Source organism: Streptomyces humi (genome assembly GCF_001005085.2).
Classification (GTDB): domain Bacteria; phylum Actinomycetota; class Actinomycetes; order Streptomycetales; family Streptomycetaceae; genus Streptomyces; species Streptomyces humi.
Genome location: NZ_LBMU02000111.1, coordinates 17,183 through 31,555, shown reverse-complemented (window position 1 = coordinate 31,555; position 14,373 = coordinate 17,183). Strand labels below are relative to the sequence as shown.

Genomic DNA, 14,373 nt, shown 5'->3' with positions numbered 1-14,373 from the left:
GAGGTTGTTGAGGGACATGGCGAGGTCGGGGAGGAATGCGGGGCCGTTGGGGCCGTTGACCAGGGCGCGGCGGATGGTGACGGCTTCGGTGATGGAGGTGAGTGCGGCCTGTTGGTCTCCGGTGTTGCTTTGTTGGTTGGCGAGGTTGTTGAGGGAGCCTGCGAGGTCGGGGAGGTATACGGGGCCGTTGGGGCCGTTGAGCAGGGCGCGGTAGTGGGTGACGGCTTCGGTGATGGAGGTGAGTGCGGCCTGTTGGTCTCCGGTGTTGCTCTGTTGGTTGGAGAGGTTGTTGAGGGACATGGCGAGGTTGCGGAGGTGGGCGGGGCTGTTGGGCCCGTCGGCCAGGGCGCGGCGGATGGTGACGGCTTCGGTGATGGAGGTGAGTGCGGCCGGGTGGTCTCCGGTCTCGCTCTGCCGGTTGGCGAGGTTGTTGAGGGAGCCTGCGAGGTTGGGGAGGTAGGCGGGGCCGTCGGGGCCTTGGACGAGTGCGCGGTAGTGGGTGACGGCTTCGGTGATGGAGGTGAGTGCGGCCGGGTGGTCTCCGGTCTCGCTCTGCCGGATCGCGAGGTTGTTGTGCCAGCTGGCGATTGCAGCTCGGGCCTCCTCGGACGGGACTCCCGCCTCATCCGGTCGGGACCGTACCGTGGCAATCAGCGCCAGACCCCGCAGTGTGCTGTGGCCCGTCGGAAGGGTCACGGCCAGCTCTGCCAGAGGCAGCGGCGTGTCCTCGGTCTCGGCGAAGTGCTCCAGTGCCGTGACGAACGGGCCTCCCTGGGAAGCCGCCACCGACAATGCCATCGGCCACAGGTCGGGAACCGCTTCCAGCGCTCTGCGCGCCATCGCCTGCGCGTCCGCCTTGCCGGCGGTCGCCGTCGCCAGCCGGGAGACGCCCACGCAGGCGTTCAGGCGTTCTTCCGTGTCCGCGGTTTCCAGGCAGCGGCCGAACAGCGCGTCGTTGCCGCGGAACACCGTGGCCGCCAGGTGCGTGCCCACCGGGTCGGGGCGGACCGCGACGGTGCCGTCCTCCGGTGTCGTGGGGAGCAGTTTCTCCAGCAGGGCCGTGAACTCGTCGCGCCATTTCGCGTCGGTGGCGAGTTCCTTGACCGTGCCCAGGACATCGTTGAGCCGGTCCTCGCGTGGCGCGAGCAGGCTGACGCAGGCTCCGGCCTCGCGCAGCATCTCCTTGGCCCGCTTCGACGGCTCGCCGATCCGGGACTTGTAGGCGCGGCCCCAGTACCTGAGTTCGTGCTCCAGGATCCTCTCGTAGAGGGCTGACTCGGAGGCGGGCATGTTGTCCTCGCTCTCCGACGTCTTCGCGGCGAGCCAGGCGAGCATGACCAGGTCCAGGGTGGTCCAGCGGCCGGAGTGGGGGTCCGGCGGCGGGTTGCTGCCCATGGCGGTGGCCGCCCGTGTGCCGAAGGACCGGAGCGCCGCCCGGTAGACGCCGGTCTGGCGGGGATGGCGGGGAGACAGCGGCATCGAATGGACCAGGGGCCGTGGGCTGCTGTCCTTCAGCGCGTCGACGATCTCCTCCTCCCACCAGCCGCGGACGGAGCGCGCGGTCAGGAGCAGGCAGGTGGGCTCCTGGCGGTCGCGCAGGATGCGCAGCAGGTTGATGATGTCGGCCGACTTGTGGTCGTCGGCGTAGTCCACGACGACGAGGAGCGGGGAGGCGGTGCGCGCCAGCCAGGCGCAGTCCTGTAGGTCCGGGTCGCGTACCAGGAACCCCGTGAACCAGCCCGTGTCGGCCATGCGCGCGGCCAGTTCGGCGGCCAGCCGGGTCTTTCCGGCGCCACCGACCCCGTGCACCAGGGCGATACGGGTGCGGGGCCCGTCGGGATCGGGGGCCCGGAACCAGTCCTGGAGGAAGTCGAGTTCGTCGCGGGGGTGGAAGTGGATGGTGTCGTAGCGGGCCCAGAGGAGTTTCAGCGGGCCGGTGTCGTCGCTGTCGGTGCTGACTTTGCTGTCGTTGATGTCCAGGTAGGGCGGGGTGAGGATCTGGGTGCGGGGCTGGTCGGGCAGGGGCAGCGGTTCGCAGTGCTCGTACCCGAGGCCGACGTCGAGAGTGACCTCCAGCCGGCCGTCGTCCGCGGCCTGCCGTACCAGTTCCGCGCCGTAGGCCACCGACTCGGCCCACGGCTGTCGGGTGCGGCGGCGCGGGTCGGCGGCATCGGCGCACGAGGCCGCACCGGTCACGTCGATGGCGAGGAAAGCTCCCGAGCCGTCCTCGGCGCCGGCGAGCTGGACGAGGAAGTCTTCGGGCAGGCTCTGCCAGTCGGCGTCGGCTCCGTCGGGAGAGCGGTACTCGCGGTACTCGCGGTGGGCGCGGTTGGACCAGTTGCCGTCCAGCCACACGGCGACCAGCGCGTGTCCGGGGCCGCCGTGACCGCCGCCCGTGACGAGGACGAGGGGGTGCAGTCCGGCGTCCAGGCAGGCACCGGCGAAGGTGACGGCGATGTCGAGGCAGGTGCCGTGCCCGGGCGAGGCCAGCACCTCGTAGGGCGGCCGGATGGTCTGGCGTCCTGAGTCACTGGTCGTCGGCTCGTCGGCGTACACGATGTTCCGTGCGGCGAACGCCTCGTACAGGGCGCGGGCGCGGACGGCGGGCGGTGTGTCGCCCACCGGTGGCAGGGCGCCGGCGAGGATGGCGGCGGGGGCGCCGCTCTCGCCCTGGCGCTTGCGCTGGACGTACTCGATCAGGGCCTTCGGGTCGTTGCTGGGCCAACGCCGCCATGCGGTGCTCACGCGCGTGCCCCCTCGGCCCCGCCGATGTCACCGGCCCCATCGATCCCACCGGCCGCATCGATCCCACCGGCTCCATCGATCACACCGGTCCTCGCGATCGCCTCGGCCTCCTCGATGTCCTCGGCGCCGACGACACCCAGCACGTCCTGAGCGGCGAGACGGCTGACGGCGGGCACCTTGGTGGCCGACACCTCCACCGTGTACGTCCCCGGCGGCAGCGGCGGGATCTCGGCCCGCCACTGGTCCTGCGCCGTCCTGGTGCAGGTGAGCCACGGCGCGGCCGCCCCCGGTGCGGCGTCCCGGGCGCGGGCCCTGACCTGCACCCGGGTGGACTCGTCGCCGCTGGTTCCGTACAGGGTCACCCCGAGCGGGACGGGTCGGTCGGCGAGAGCCGTCTCGTCCAGGTCGAGCCCGAGCCAGGGGCGTTCCGGGCGGTCCCCTCGTACGGCCGCCAGCGACGCGCCGGCGTACTCGGCCAGGATGTCCGTCACCATGGACACGGATCCCAGGGCGAGGTGACGTTCGGTCACCGCGCGGCGGGCGCGGACGTCCTCCTGCTCGATGGGGATCGCCGAGATCGCCGGGACCGTGCCGTCGCCGTGCCAGTCGGCGTTCGGCAGCCAGGTCGCCGCCTGTTTGGTCACCTTGATCCCGGCGGGGGACAGCAGGGCTTGCTGGAGTGTGCCGTGCCCCCGGCCGAACAGTGCCGTGACCTCGGGGCACCCAGGTTCTGCGTACAGGCCGTTCCAGACCGACTCGATGTCATCGTGGACGCTCCGGGCGGCCCTGGCGCGCGCGTCGAATCCCGGCGGCAGGGTCGCCGAGGCCGCCGCCAGCTCGTGCGGGGCCAGCGCCGGCTCGCTCCCGGACCGCCCCACCGCGGGGTAGCGCGGCAGCAGTTCGTACGCCGACGGCCACTGCCGCAGCACCTCCGTGAGCCCGGCCAACCGCTTGGGGCCCACCGACAGGCCGTTCACCAGGACGTCCAGTGCCTTCGGCGCGCCCCGGTGGGGAGTGCCCAGAGTCAGCAGTGCCGCGCAGTCGGCGGCACCGCCGAGGGGACCGAGCCAGTAGCGGGCCACGAGTCCGCCCATGGAGTGCGCCACCACGATCACCCGTCGGCGCCGGGCCGAGGCGTGTTCGCCGCCCAGGCGGGCCTCGATCTCGTCGCGCAGACGCTCGGCGGCGTGCCGGACGCTGCGCCGGAAGTCGTACGGGAAGAGCAGCACGTCCGCTCGGGTGTCCGGTACGCCGCCGGGTCGTGCGACGTCGATGCGCAGGTCGTCGAAGCGGCTGCGGAGCTTGCGCACCAGGCCGTCGTAACCGGGTGCCACGACCGGGCCGATCAGGGTGATGTCCGGCATCAGGCCGACCGGGACCAGATCCGGATGGGCGTCCAGCCCGAGCCGCTGGGGGCGGGCGGCGGCGGCGAGGAACCGCCGACGGCGTTGGTCCCAGCGGGCGGCGCCCCTAGGTGTTTGCAGGATGCTTCCGCCGATTCCGGGCACGACGACGACGAGATGCTTGAGCGAAGCCACTGATGTCCCCCTGTTCGCACACGTCACCTCTGTCTGCTGCCGACATGAAGTGACGATCATTCAGAAGAATGACGATAGCGCCGGGGCGGCACCATTCGATCGGGAATGGCGGTATTGGTGCGGTTTGCATATATGCACGACCCGCGAGCCGCGTCGTTAGAGTGGCGGTGTTCCCCGCCGCCTCCCCAGGAGTCGTCATGCAGGTAGCCGTGGTCACCTTCGACGGGTTCAACGAGCTGGACTCCTTCATCGCGGCCGCGATGGTCAACCGGTGCCGTAAGGACGGACTCGAGGCGTTCATCACGACGCCGACGCCGGTCGTCACGTCGATGAACGGGGTCGAGGTCAGCGGGCAGCGGCCGCTGGAGTTCGTCGGCGAGGCCGACGTCGTGCTGGTCGGCAGCGGGGTGCGGACCAGGGATGTGGTCGCCGACGCCCGGCTGGTCGCCCGGCTGCCGCTGGACCCCGGACGGCAGCTGATCGGGGCGCAGTGCTCCGGCGCGCTGGTGCTCGCCCGCCTCGGGCTGCTGGACGGGATGCCCGCCTGCACGGACACGGTCAGCCGGCCCTTCGTCGAGGCCCGCGGTGTCACCGTGCTGGACGCGCCCTTCCATGCCGAGGGCGACATCGCCACCGCCGGCGGCTGCATGGCCTCGCAGTACCTCGGTGCCTGGGTGATCTCCCGGACCCTCGGCGACGAGGCCGTGCGCGCGGTCGTCGACTACACGGCGCCGGTCGGCGAGAAGCGGGAGACCGTCGAGCGCGTCCTGCGTGCCCTGCGCGCGGGCGAGACGGCGGCCCCGCGCTGAGCGCGCCTCAGATCCAGGTGTCCAGCCACATGCGGGACTGCCAGCCCGTGTACGGGATCGTCTGCCCGGTGTAGATCGGGAAGAAGTAGACGAAGTTCCAGGCGATCAGGAGGACGAGGGCGCCGGCGGCCATCGTGCCGCGGATCCGGCGGTGGCGGCTCGCGCCCGGTGGGCCCATCAGGGCACCGGCCATCATGGCCACCGCCAGGCACAGGTACGGCACGAAGACCACGGCGTAGAAGGAGAAGACGGTGCGGTCCTGGTAGAGGAACCAGGGGAGGTATCCGGCGGCCGTCGCGCACAGGATCGCGCCCGCCCGCCAGTCGCGGCGCAGGGCCCAGCGGAACAGCAGGTACACCAGGGCGCAGCAGGCCGCCCACCACAGGGCCGGGGTGCCCAGGGCGAGGACGGTCCGGGTGCAGGCGGACGCCGTGCCGCAGCCGTCCTGGCCGGGTTTCGGGGAGTCGTAGGCGAACAGCACGGGCCGGCCCATCACCAGCCAGCTCCACGGGTTCGACTGGTACTTGTGCGGCGTGTGCAGGCCCACGTTGAACTGGTAGACCAGGTACTCGTAGTGCCACAGGCTGCGCAGCGGCGCCGGTATCCACGACCAGGTGCCGCCGCGGCCGTCCGCCCAGTGGCGGCCCCAGCCGTCGTCGGACAGGAACCAGCCGGTCCAGGTCAGCAGGTACGTCAGCAGGGCCGTCGGCACCAGGGAGAGGACGGACGGGCCCAGGTCCCGGCGCAGTACGGCCCGGTACGGGCGGCGGGCGCCGGTGACCCGGCGGGCGCCGACGTCCCACAGCACCGTCAGCGCGACGAAGAAGACCAGCACGTACAGGCCGTTCCACTTCGTCGAGGCCGCGAGGCCCAGCAGGACGCCGGCCGCGAGCCGCCAGGGCCGGAGCCCCAGGGCGGTGCGGTCACCGGTGTTCGCGTCCGGGCGGACCCGGCCGTCCGCGCCGGCCGGCAGGGCCGTCGCCAGCCGGGTACGGGTCCGGTCCCGGTCCAGCAGCAGGCAGCCGAACGCGGCCAGCGCGAAGAACATGACCATCAGGTCCAGCAGGGCGGTACGGCTCATGACCAGGTGCAGACCGTCCATCGCCAGCAGCGCGCCGGCCAGGCAGCCCAGGAACGTCGAACGGAACAGGCGGCGGCCGATCCGGCACAGCATCAGCACCGACAGGGTGCCGAGGAGCGCCGTCATGAAGCGCCAGCCGACGGGGTCGAGTCCGAACAGCCACTCGCCGGCGGAGATCACCCACTTGCCGGTCGGCGGGTGCGCGACGAACGAACCGGTGTCGGAGAGCGGGATCACCTGGGGGTGCGCCAGGATCTCCGGGTCGGCGATCTTGCGGTCCGGCCAGGTGCCCTCGTAGCCGAGGTGCAGCAGCGCCCAGGCGTCCTTCGCGTAGTAAGTCTCGTCGAAGACGACGGCCCGCGGCTGCCCCAGACGCCAGAACCGCAGGATTCCGGCCACCACGGCGACGAGCACCGGGCCCAGCCACTCCATGGCGCGCGCGAGCCGGGCCGCCGCGTCCTGGCCCAGCCCCAGGAGCCGCCAGAGGTGGGTGGCGGGCTCGGGGAAGGGCGGGACGAGACGTTCCCGGACGTCGGTGTACGGCGGTGCGGTGTGCGGGGACGCGGTGTGCGGTGCGGGATAGCCGAAGCGGCGCAGTCGGTCCAGCCTGCCCTGCGGGGCCGCCGTCGGACCTATGCCGTCGAGATCGTGGGAACGCGTCGCGCTGCTGCTCGTCACCGGACGACCTTAGACCGTCGGCGGGCCGGCACCGGCGGGCGCATCGGGTGAGCGGACAGGTGTCGACAGAGGGCTGGTTCTGAGCGGCGATTCCTGGGAAAAGTGCCCAACTGTCGACACCGGATGGGAAGTTGGGGAAGGCCGCACCGCGATCCGGAACCGACCGCGAAGGAGTCGTTCATGGCAGCGAACAGTGCGCGCGAGCCGTCGATGAGGGACCGCGTACGGGCCCTGCCGGCCCTGGCGACCGCCGCCCTCGGCTCCCTGGTCCTCGCCGAGGGCGGCACGCTGGGCGCCCCTGAGGGCTACGGCCTCACCCTGACCGTGTCCTGACCGCGGGGAGGATCAGCCGCACGAGCCGGTGAACACGTCCACCGCGTCGTCGCTGCTGCTCGCCACCAGCAGGTCCTTGGTGCCGTCGGACGTCACGTCGGCGGCGGTCGCCTCGTAGGCGCCGTCCGCCGACAGCTCGGTCAGCTCGCTCAAAGAGCCTCCGGATGTGCCGGTGTAGACCGAGACCGAGTTGCCGTTGAGGGACGACACCAGGACGTCCGGGATGTCGTCGCCGTTCACGTCGGCCGAGCCGACGGCGACCGGCAGGGCGGACGTCGAGTAGTCGACGGGGTCCTGGAAGGTGCCGTCGCCGTTCCCGGCGTAGACCTCCAGGGTGTCCGAGCCGTTGCTGACGGTGGCCAGGTCGGTGTTGCCGTCGCCGTCGAAGTCGCCCTGGGTGAGGGAGTAGAGGCGGGCCACGCTCGCGTACTCCGTCACGTCCCCGAAGGTCCCGTCGCCGTTGCCCAGGGCCACGCTCACGCCCCCGGCGGTGGCGACACTGGCGGTGGCGACGTCCAGGTTGCCGTCGCCGTCGAAGTCGGTGAGGACGAGGCCGTGCGGCCGGGTCACGGTCACCGTCTGCGAGGAGACGGTGAACGCACCTTCACCGTCGCCCAGCAGCAGGTTGACCCGCCCCGCCGACTCCTCGGCCACCGCGATGTCCAGGTCGCCGTCACCGTCGACGTCTCCGGCGACCAGGGAGCGGGCGCCCGAGCCGACCATGTACCGGGTGGCCGTCCCGAAGCTGCCGTCGCCCGTGCCCGGCAGGACGCTCACCGTGCCGCCGTCGAAGTCGGCGGTGGCGATGTCCGGGGCGCCGTCGGCGTCGAAGTCGGCGATCACCGACTGGTACGGCTTGTCGCCCACGGCGTAGTCCGTGGCCGTGCCGAAGGTGCCGTCGCCGTCGCCCAGCAGGACGGAGACGGTGTCGGCGTCGTTGTCCGCGGCGACCAGGTCGGCGTTCCCGTCGCCGTCGAGGTCGCCGGTCACCACGTGCCGGGGGTTGTCGCCGGTGCTCGCCGAGGTGGCGGACCTGGTGAAGGAGCAGGTGGCGGCCGACGTCGTGGCCGGCTCGTCGGCCGACGCGACAGCCGTGACACCCGCGGCGACCGTCAAGGCGCCGGCCACTCCGTAGGCCAGGACGCGCGGGGCCCGGCGGTTCCTGTGCTTGCTCATGACGGGAGGGGTTTCCTTCCGTGAGACGTGTTGTCTGTCATGGGCACGGGAACCTACGGGCGCCGCCTGTGAGTCACGTGTCACGCGGCCGTGGTTTCGCGGGGGGCCGTGGTCCGGCGGGGACCGGCGCGGTGGCCGTGCCCCCGTCGTCGTCGGTGATCGTGACCAGCGGCCGGTGACCGCCCGGCCTCCGGTACATGTGTTCGGCACGGCAGACGGAGCCGTGGATCCTGCCCCGCGTCGGGCGGGAGCCGTCCTTCCAGTCGACCACGCAGGTGTGGGTGTCCGAGGTGCCCGGGTCGGTGAAGCGGACGGTGACGGTCATCCGCCGGTCGCCGTGGCCGCGCGCGTCCGTGATGACCGGCGGGGCGTTGGAGACGGTCACGGTCGTGGTGTCGGTGCTGTGGCCGCCGGTCAGGGTGAGGGTGAAGGTGCCGTCGTCGGTGCAGGTGACGGTGGTGGCGGCGGCCCCGGGGTTCGCGAGCTCGCAGGGGGCACCCGCGGGGAGGGTCCACTTGCCGGGACCGGCCCCCGACACCGTGCCGGCCAGCGGGATCGCGCTTCCTTCCGTGCCGTGGGCGCCCGGACCGGCGTGCACGACGGTCACCGGGTCGATGCTGGTCAGTGTCGGCACGACCGGCTTGATCAGCCCGTCCGCGCCGAACTCCAGCTTGTCGACGGTCGTTTCACGGTGGGTGCCGTCGCCGCCGGGGATGGCGAAGCGGTGGTAGGCGATGTACCAGTCGTCGGTGTTCGGGACGTGTACGACGCTGTGGTGGCCGGTGCCCCTGATACCCAGGGAGAGGTCCTTGGAGAGGATCACGCCCCGCTTGGTCCAGGGGCCGCGAGGGGAGGTCCCGGTGGCGTAGGCGACGCGATAGTTCTCGTCGCGGGTGTCGTTCTCGGACCACATGAAGTAGTAGACGCCGTCGCGCTTGATGACGAACGAACCCTCGTTGTACCCGCTCGGTGTGATGTCCTGGACCTTCGACGTGTCGACGGACGTCATGTCGGCGTTCAGCGGGACCACGTAGGCGTGGCCGTTGCCGAAGTAGAGGTACGACTGCCCGTCGTCGTCCGTGAACACGGCCGGGTCGATCATCTGGCCGCTGAAGTCACCGGACTTGAGGAGGGGTTTGCCGAGGGCGTCCTTGAAGGGGCCGGTCGGTGAATCGGCCACCGCCACGCCGATGTTCGCGTCGGCGCAGAAGTAGAAGTAGTACTTCCCGTCCTTCTCGGCGATCGTCGGCGCCCACGCCCTGCTGTCCGCCCAGCTGACGTCCGGGCCCAGGTCGAGGACGACCCCGTGGTCCGTCCAGTGGACGAGGTCGGTGGACGAGTACGCCTTGAACTGCGTCCCGCTCCAGCCGTCGTAGCCGTCGGTGGTCGGGTAGAGGTAGAAGGTGTCGCCGAAGCGGACGATGTTCGGGTCGGCGTTCAGCCCCGGCAGCACCGGGCTCTTCATGATCAGCGCCGAGACCGTCCAGGTGCGCTTCCTGCCGTCGGAGCCCGTCACCTCGTAGGTCACCGGCTTGCTGAAGTCCCGCACGCTTCCGGAGGCCGGGCTGATCGCGGCACCGTGCGCGAGGGTGAACTCCGGTGCCAGGTAGGTGAGATCGGCGCCCTCGGACATCGGCAACGTGATCTTGCCGTCCGCGTCGTCGACGATGGCGTCGACCTTAAGACCCGTCTGGGTCGCCTTCGCGATCCCGGCCGTGTTGCCGCTGAGCTCCATCACCTCGGCGGCGGACAACGCCCGGTCGTAGATGCGGAAGTCGTCGACCTCACCGCCGAAGTACGGGTCGGCCGAGTAGAGGGAGCGGCCGATGTACCCGGTGTACTCCTTGCTCGCGTCGTACAGCTCGGACGGCTTGATGCTGGTCGTCGTACGGGCGGCCTGGATGCCGTCGACGTAGAGGACCATGGTGCCGGTGGCGCCGTCCAGGGTGACGGTGACGTGCTTCCACTGGCCGGGCGTGAGCTGCGAGCCGGCCGTCAGCTTGGACTCCGCCGACCAGCTCGCCTTGGTGATGGCCGAGTAGAGACTGGAGCCGCCGTTGGACGGCGTGGCGAAGAGGTACTTGTCGCTGTCGGGGCCCAGCCCGAACAGCCACTGGAAGCTGTCGCCGCCCTTCCACTTCGCGTACGTCGACACGGTGACGCTGTCGGCGTTCTTCAGCACCCCGTTCGGGATCTTCACGTACGGCGAACTCGCGGCGTCTCCCGACATCTTGAAGGAGCCGCCCTTCACCCCCGTACCGAAGGCGGGCGTGCGGACGTACGTGCCGTGGTAGCCGTGCCCGCTGGAGTCGACGGCGATGTTGCCGGCGGTCTCGTCGAAGTCGTAGTGCAGCAGCAGGTCGGCCGGGACGTCGGGGCCCTCCTCCGACACGGTGACCTCGGCCCGGACCGGGAGGGCGGTGCCGTCCGGGAGGCTGCCGGTGACGGTGAAGGTGCCGGGCCGCGCGTACGCGGACGCCGGGACGTCGTCCCAGGTGACGGCGGTGGGCCGGTCGACGCCGTCGGCGTAGGTCGCGATGACGGTGGCGGGCAGGACCGGGGCCTGCCCGGTCTTCGTCTTCACCTTCACGCTCTGGACGCTCTCGACCAGTTGGTCGGGCTGATAGGCGCGGAGGAGCCGGTCGTACTCGGCCTGCGTGACCGGGAGCACGGTGCCGTGGCGGGGCTTGGCGGGCAGGTCGTAGTCCGCGACCGGGGTCCAGACCCCGGAGTCGAGGTCGTCGGTCTCGAACGGGATGTAGCCGCGCCCGCCGAACTCGTCCAGGAACGCGTACCACTTGTCCTCGGTGTTCGACCTGAAGACCAGCGGCCCCTCGGCCGCGCTCATCGCGCCCTTGCCGATGCCCTCCGCGACCGGGGTCCAGTCGGTGCTGCGGATCGAGTCGCTCTTCTCCTCGAAGATGAACTTGCTGTCGGGGGTCGAGGAGGTGTTGTTCCGCTCGTCCTTGGAGAGCCGGTAGTAGGTCCCGTCCTTCTGGATCATCGTGGAGTCGATGACCGACCAGCCGCGGTCGATCCACACCTTGGGCTCGCTGAAGGTGTAGAAGTCCCGGGTGGTGGCGTACATCATCCGGTTGTAGGTGTCCCCGGAGTGCGCCGCGTCGTCGTACAGCTTCGACGCCCAGAAGACGACGTACTCGCCGAGCTTCGCGTCGTAGAACGCCTCGGGCGCCCAGGTGTTGCCCGCGCTGTCCGGGGCGACCTTCACCAGGCGCTGGTCCGTCCAGTGCACGAGGTCGGTGGACTCCCAGACCATGATGGACCTGCTGCCGGTGCGCTGGGCGGCGTCCCAGTCGCCGTTGCCGTAGATCCTGAGGTCGGTGGCGATCTGGTAGAACTTGTCGCCCTCGGGGGAGCGGATGATGAACGGGTCGCGCAGGCCCTTCTCGCCGAGCGTGGAGGTCAGGACGGGCTTGCCGTCGTTCAGCTCCCGCCAGTTCAGCGGGTCGTTCCCCTTGCTGAGGGCGGCGTAGAGCTGCTCGCCGTCGGCGGTGCCCTCGCCGGTGAAGTAGCTGAACATGTAGCCCTTGAGCGCTTCCCTGGCGGGGAGTTCTGGGACGTGCGCGGCGAAGGTGCGGGCGGCGGTGGCCGTGCCCTTGGTGACCGTCGCGGTCAGGTCGACGGTGGTGGCTCCGGCGCCGTGCGCGGGACGGTGCACCGTGCCGTCGGCGGCGATGACGTCCGGGTCGGCGGACGACCAGGTGACGGCGGTGCCGTAGGCCCCGGTGGCGGGCAGGGCGAGGTTGCCGCGGACGTCGTCGACGTCGTGCACGGTCAGGGCGTCGGCGGCCTGCTCGGCGGCGGTGGCGTCGTCGAAGTCGGCGCGGACGGTGACGTCGAAGGTCCTGGTGTCGGTGACCGGGCCCTTGGTGAGGGTCGCGGTGAGCGTGGCGTGCGCGTCGGGGGAGCCGGCGGCGGGCCGGGTCACCTTGCCGGAGTCCGAGACGACGCCGGGGTCGTCGCTGGACCAGGTGATGACCGAACCGCCCGCCGTGCCGGCCTTGGGCAGGTCCAGGTCGGCGGTCACGGCACCGGTGTCACCGAGGCTCAGGGCCGCCTTGTCGTCGGCGACGCCCTGGGTGTCGACGGGCAGGGCCAGTTGCTCCACCTCGGAGCCGGCCAGTGCGCGGTCGTACACGCGGAAGTCGCGGATGCGGCCCTTGAAGAGCTTGTCGCCGGAGTAGACGGACTTGCCCAGGTAGTCGGCGACGGTGCTGCCGGATCCGATGGCGCCGGGGGTGATGGTGACGGAGGTGTTCCGGCCCACCTCGACGCCGTCCTCGTAGAGCACGCCCGTGCTGCCGGTCTGGGTGTACGCGATGTGCTTCCACACCGAGCGGGTGATGTTGTGGGAGTCGGACGGCTTGGTCGTCTGCTCCGTCGACCAGTTGCCGGTGGCGAGGGAGGTGCGCAGGGAGTTGCCGGTGGCGAAGAGATAGCCGTTGCCGTTGCTGCCGCTGGAGTTGCCGAAGCCGTAGAGGAAGTACGGGGTGGACTGGGCGGCGTCGATCCGCACGTCCATGGACACCGTGATGGAGTCCATGCCCTTCATGATGTCGTCCGGGACCTCGACGTAGGTGTCGGAGCCGTTGAAGCCGAGGCCCTGGCCGGTGGCGGACCAGTCGGCGGTGCCGTTCAGCGTGCCGTCACGGCCGTTGCCGGAGGCGTCGGGGACGGTGGTGCCGTCACCGGAGTCCAGCGGGTACCAGAGGGCGAGGCCGTCGGTGAGGGCGGTGGCTTCGCCGGCGGTCGCGGTGGTGGCCCGGGCCGGGAGGGCGGGGCCGAGGAGGGCCAGCAGGGCCGCGGCGGCGGTCAGTCCGGCGAGCCGTCCCGCCCGGCGTCTCGCGCGGCCGCGCGGGCGTGTGCTGTGCGTCATGTGCGGCTCCCTGCCAAGTGACGTGCCGTCAACCGGAGATGACATCGCGTTGCGAGAGTGTCAAACGATGTACACGGGGGCGTCAAGAGTTTTCGAACGATGTCCGACAGGCCGAACGGCCGACCCGGGTGAGGGCGGAGCGGAGCCGGTGGCCAGGTGAACGGCAGGTGCTCGACAACCAAGCCGCAGCCATGACTTGGCAGGCCGTTGCCCCGGCCGAGTCCAATGTTCAACTAAGCATTCCCCTGCCCTGGCAAAGGGGTCTACCCGCATAGAGCCTTCCGGTGCTGTCATGCCCACGACTGCCCGGAACCGTGCCGGGCACCTCACCGGGAGACCCCCACATGTCCCGAATCCGACGTCCCGTCGTGACCTCGATCTCCGCGTTCGCCCTCGCCGTCGCGGGCCTCACCCTCACCACCGGTACGGCTCACGCCCAGTCGTGCAGCCAGGCCTACCTCCCGCTCCCCGACCCCAGTTGCCAGCCCGGCGACCTCAATCCCGACGTCACCCAGAGCACCATCGACTCCACCATCTGCGTCTCCGGCTGGACCGCGACCGTACGGCCGTCCAGTTCCTACACCACCGCGCTGAAGAAGGAGCAGATCGTCGAGTACGGGTACACCGACACCAGCACCTCCGACTACGAAGAGGACCACTTCGTGCCGCTCGAACTCGGCGGTGCCCCCAAGAGCGAGCTGAACCTCTGGCCCGAGCCGGAGTACGGCACCAAGACCGCGGCCAACAAGGACACCGTCGAGAACAAGCTCAAGAAGGCCGTCTGCGCGGGCACCGTGAGCCTCTCCGACGCCCAGGACGCCATCATCACCGACTGGACGACCGCCCTGTCCGACCTCGGTCTGAGCTGACGCCGCCAACTTTGCTGCCCCGCACGAGGCTTGGAGCTGCCATGTGCGGGGCAGAGCCCTCCTACCGGACACCAGGTGCGGGTCAGGGCTCGGCAAGAGGAGGGCGTCATGGACGGTCGGATCCGAGTACGCGTCGTTCGTCGGCCCGCTCCCCGGGGGCAGGAGATCGACCGCAGGACGCCCTCGGGCCGGATCCTGCCCTACTAGGACCTGCCCTGCCAGGACCTGCCCTGCCAGGACCTGCCCT

The 14,373-nt window shown here is 70.9% G+C and carries 7 protein-coding genes and 1 pseudogene; 3 read left to right on the top strand and 5 right to left on the bottom strand.

The features are described from left to right. Window positions 1-2,745 (bottom strand): annotated as a pseudogene (locus AAW13_RS40060) (tetratricopeptide repeat protein); the annotation flags it as partial. Further along, window positions 2,742-4,283: an esterase/lipase family protein gene (locus AAW13_RS40055; RefSeq protein ID WP_046732521.1), complete on the bottom strand. Its 1,542-nt coding sequence runs from the start codon at window positions 4,281-4,283 to the stop codon at window positions 2,742-2,744. The pseudogene AAW13_RS40060 and the gene AAW13_RS40055, both read right to left, overlap by 4 nt. 197 nt (window positions 4,284-4,480) lie before the next feature. Here AAW13_RS40055 and AAW13_RS40050 point away from each other — a divergent pair, with 197 nt between their 5' ends. Continuing rightward, window positions 4,481-5,092 carry a DJ-1/PfpI family protein gene (locus AAW13_RS40050; protein ID WP_046732522.1) on the top strand — a complete coding sequence of 204 codons (612 nt, stop codon included), beginning with the start codon at window positions 4,481-4,483 and terminating at the stop codon, window positions 5,090-5,092. Between the two features lie 7 nt (window positions 5,093-5,099). On the opposite strand, the gene AAW13_RS40045 is transcribed toward AAW13_RS40050, so the two are convergent. Further along, window positions 5,100-6,851 carry a dolichyl-phosphate-mannose--protein mannosyltransferase gene (locus tag AAW13_RS40045; RefSeq protein WP_206306364.1) on the bottom strand — a complete coding sequence of 584 codons (1,752 nt, stop codon included), beginning with the start codon at window positions 6,849-6,851 and terminating at the stop codon, window positions 5,100-5,102. 180 nt (window positions 6,852-7,031) lie between these two features. Between AAW13_RS40045 and AAW13_RS46220 the strand changes: the two genes are divergently transcribed. Then, window positions 7,032-7,184, top strand: coding sequence for a hypothetical protein (locus AAW13_RS46220; protein WP_167391788.1), 153 nt, complete (start codon window positions 7,032-7,034; stop codon window positions 7,182-7,184). Window positions 7,185-7,196: 12 nt separating this feature from the next. Here the strand turns inward: AAW13_RS46220 and AAW13_RS40040 are convergent, their stop codons facing one another. Beyond that, complete coding sequence (locus tag AAW13_RS40040; protein WP_052768697.1) at window positions 7,197-8,360, bottom strand: FG-GAP repeat domain-containing protein; 1,164 nt, start codon at window positions 8,358-8,360, stop codon at window positions 7,197-7,199. Window positions 8,361-8,433: 73 nt separating this feature from the next. Then, window positions 8,434-13,257, bottom strand: coding sequence for a family 43 glycosylhydrolase (locus AAW13_RS40035; protein ID WP_240528884.1), 4,824 nt, complete (start codon window positions 13,255-13,257; stop codon window positions 8,434-8,436). A 344-nt stretch (window positions 13,258-13,601) separates the two neighbouring features. Here AAW13_RS40035 and AAW13_RS40030 point away from each other — a divergent pair, with 344 nt between their 5' ends. Continuing rightward, window positions 13,602-14,126: a hypothetical protein gene (locus tag AAW13_RS40030; protein ID WP_046732523.1), complete on the top strand. Its 525-nt coding sequence runs from the start codon at window positions 13,602-13,604 to the stop codon at window positions 14,124-14,126. Window positions 14,127-14,373: the final 247 nt, after the last annotated feature.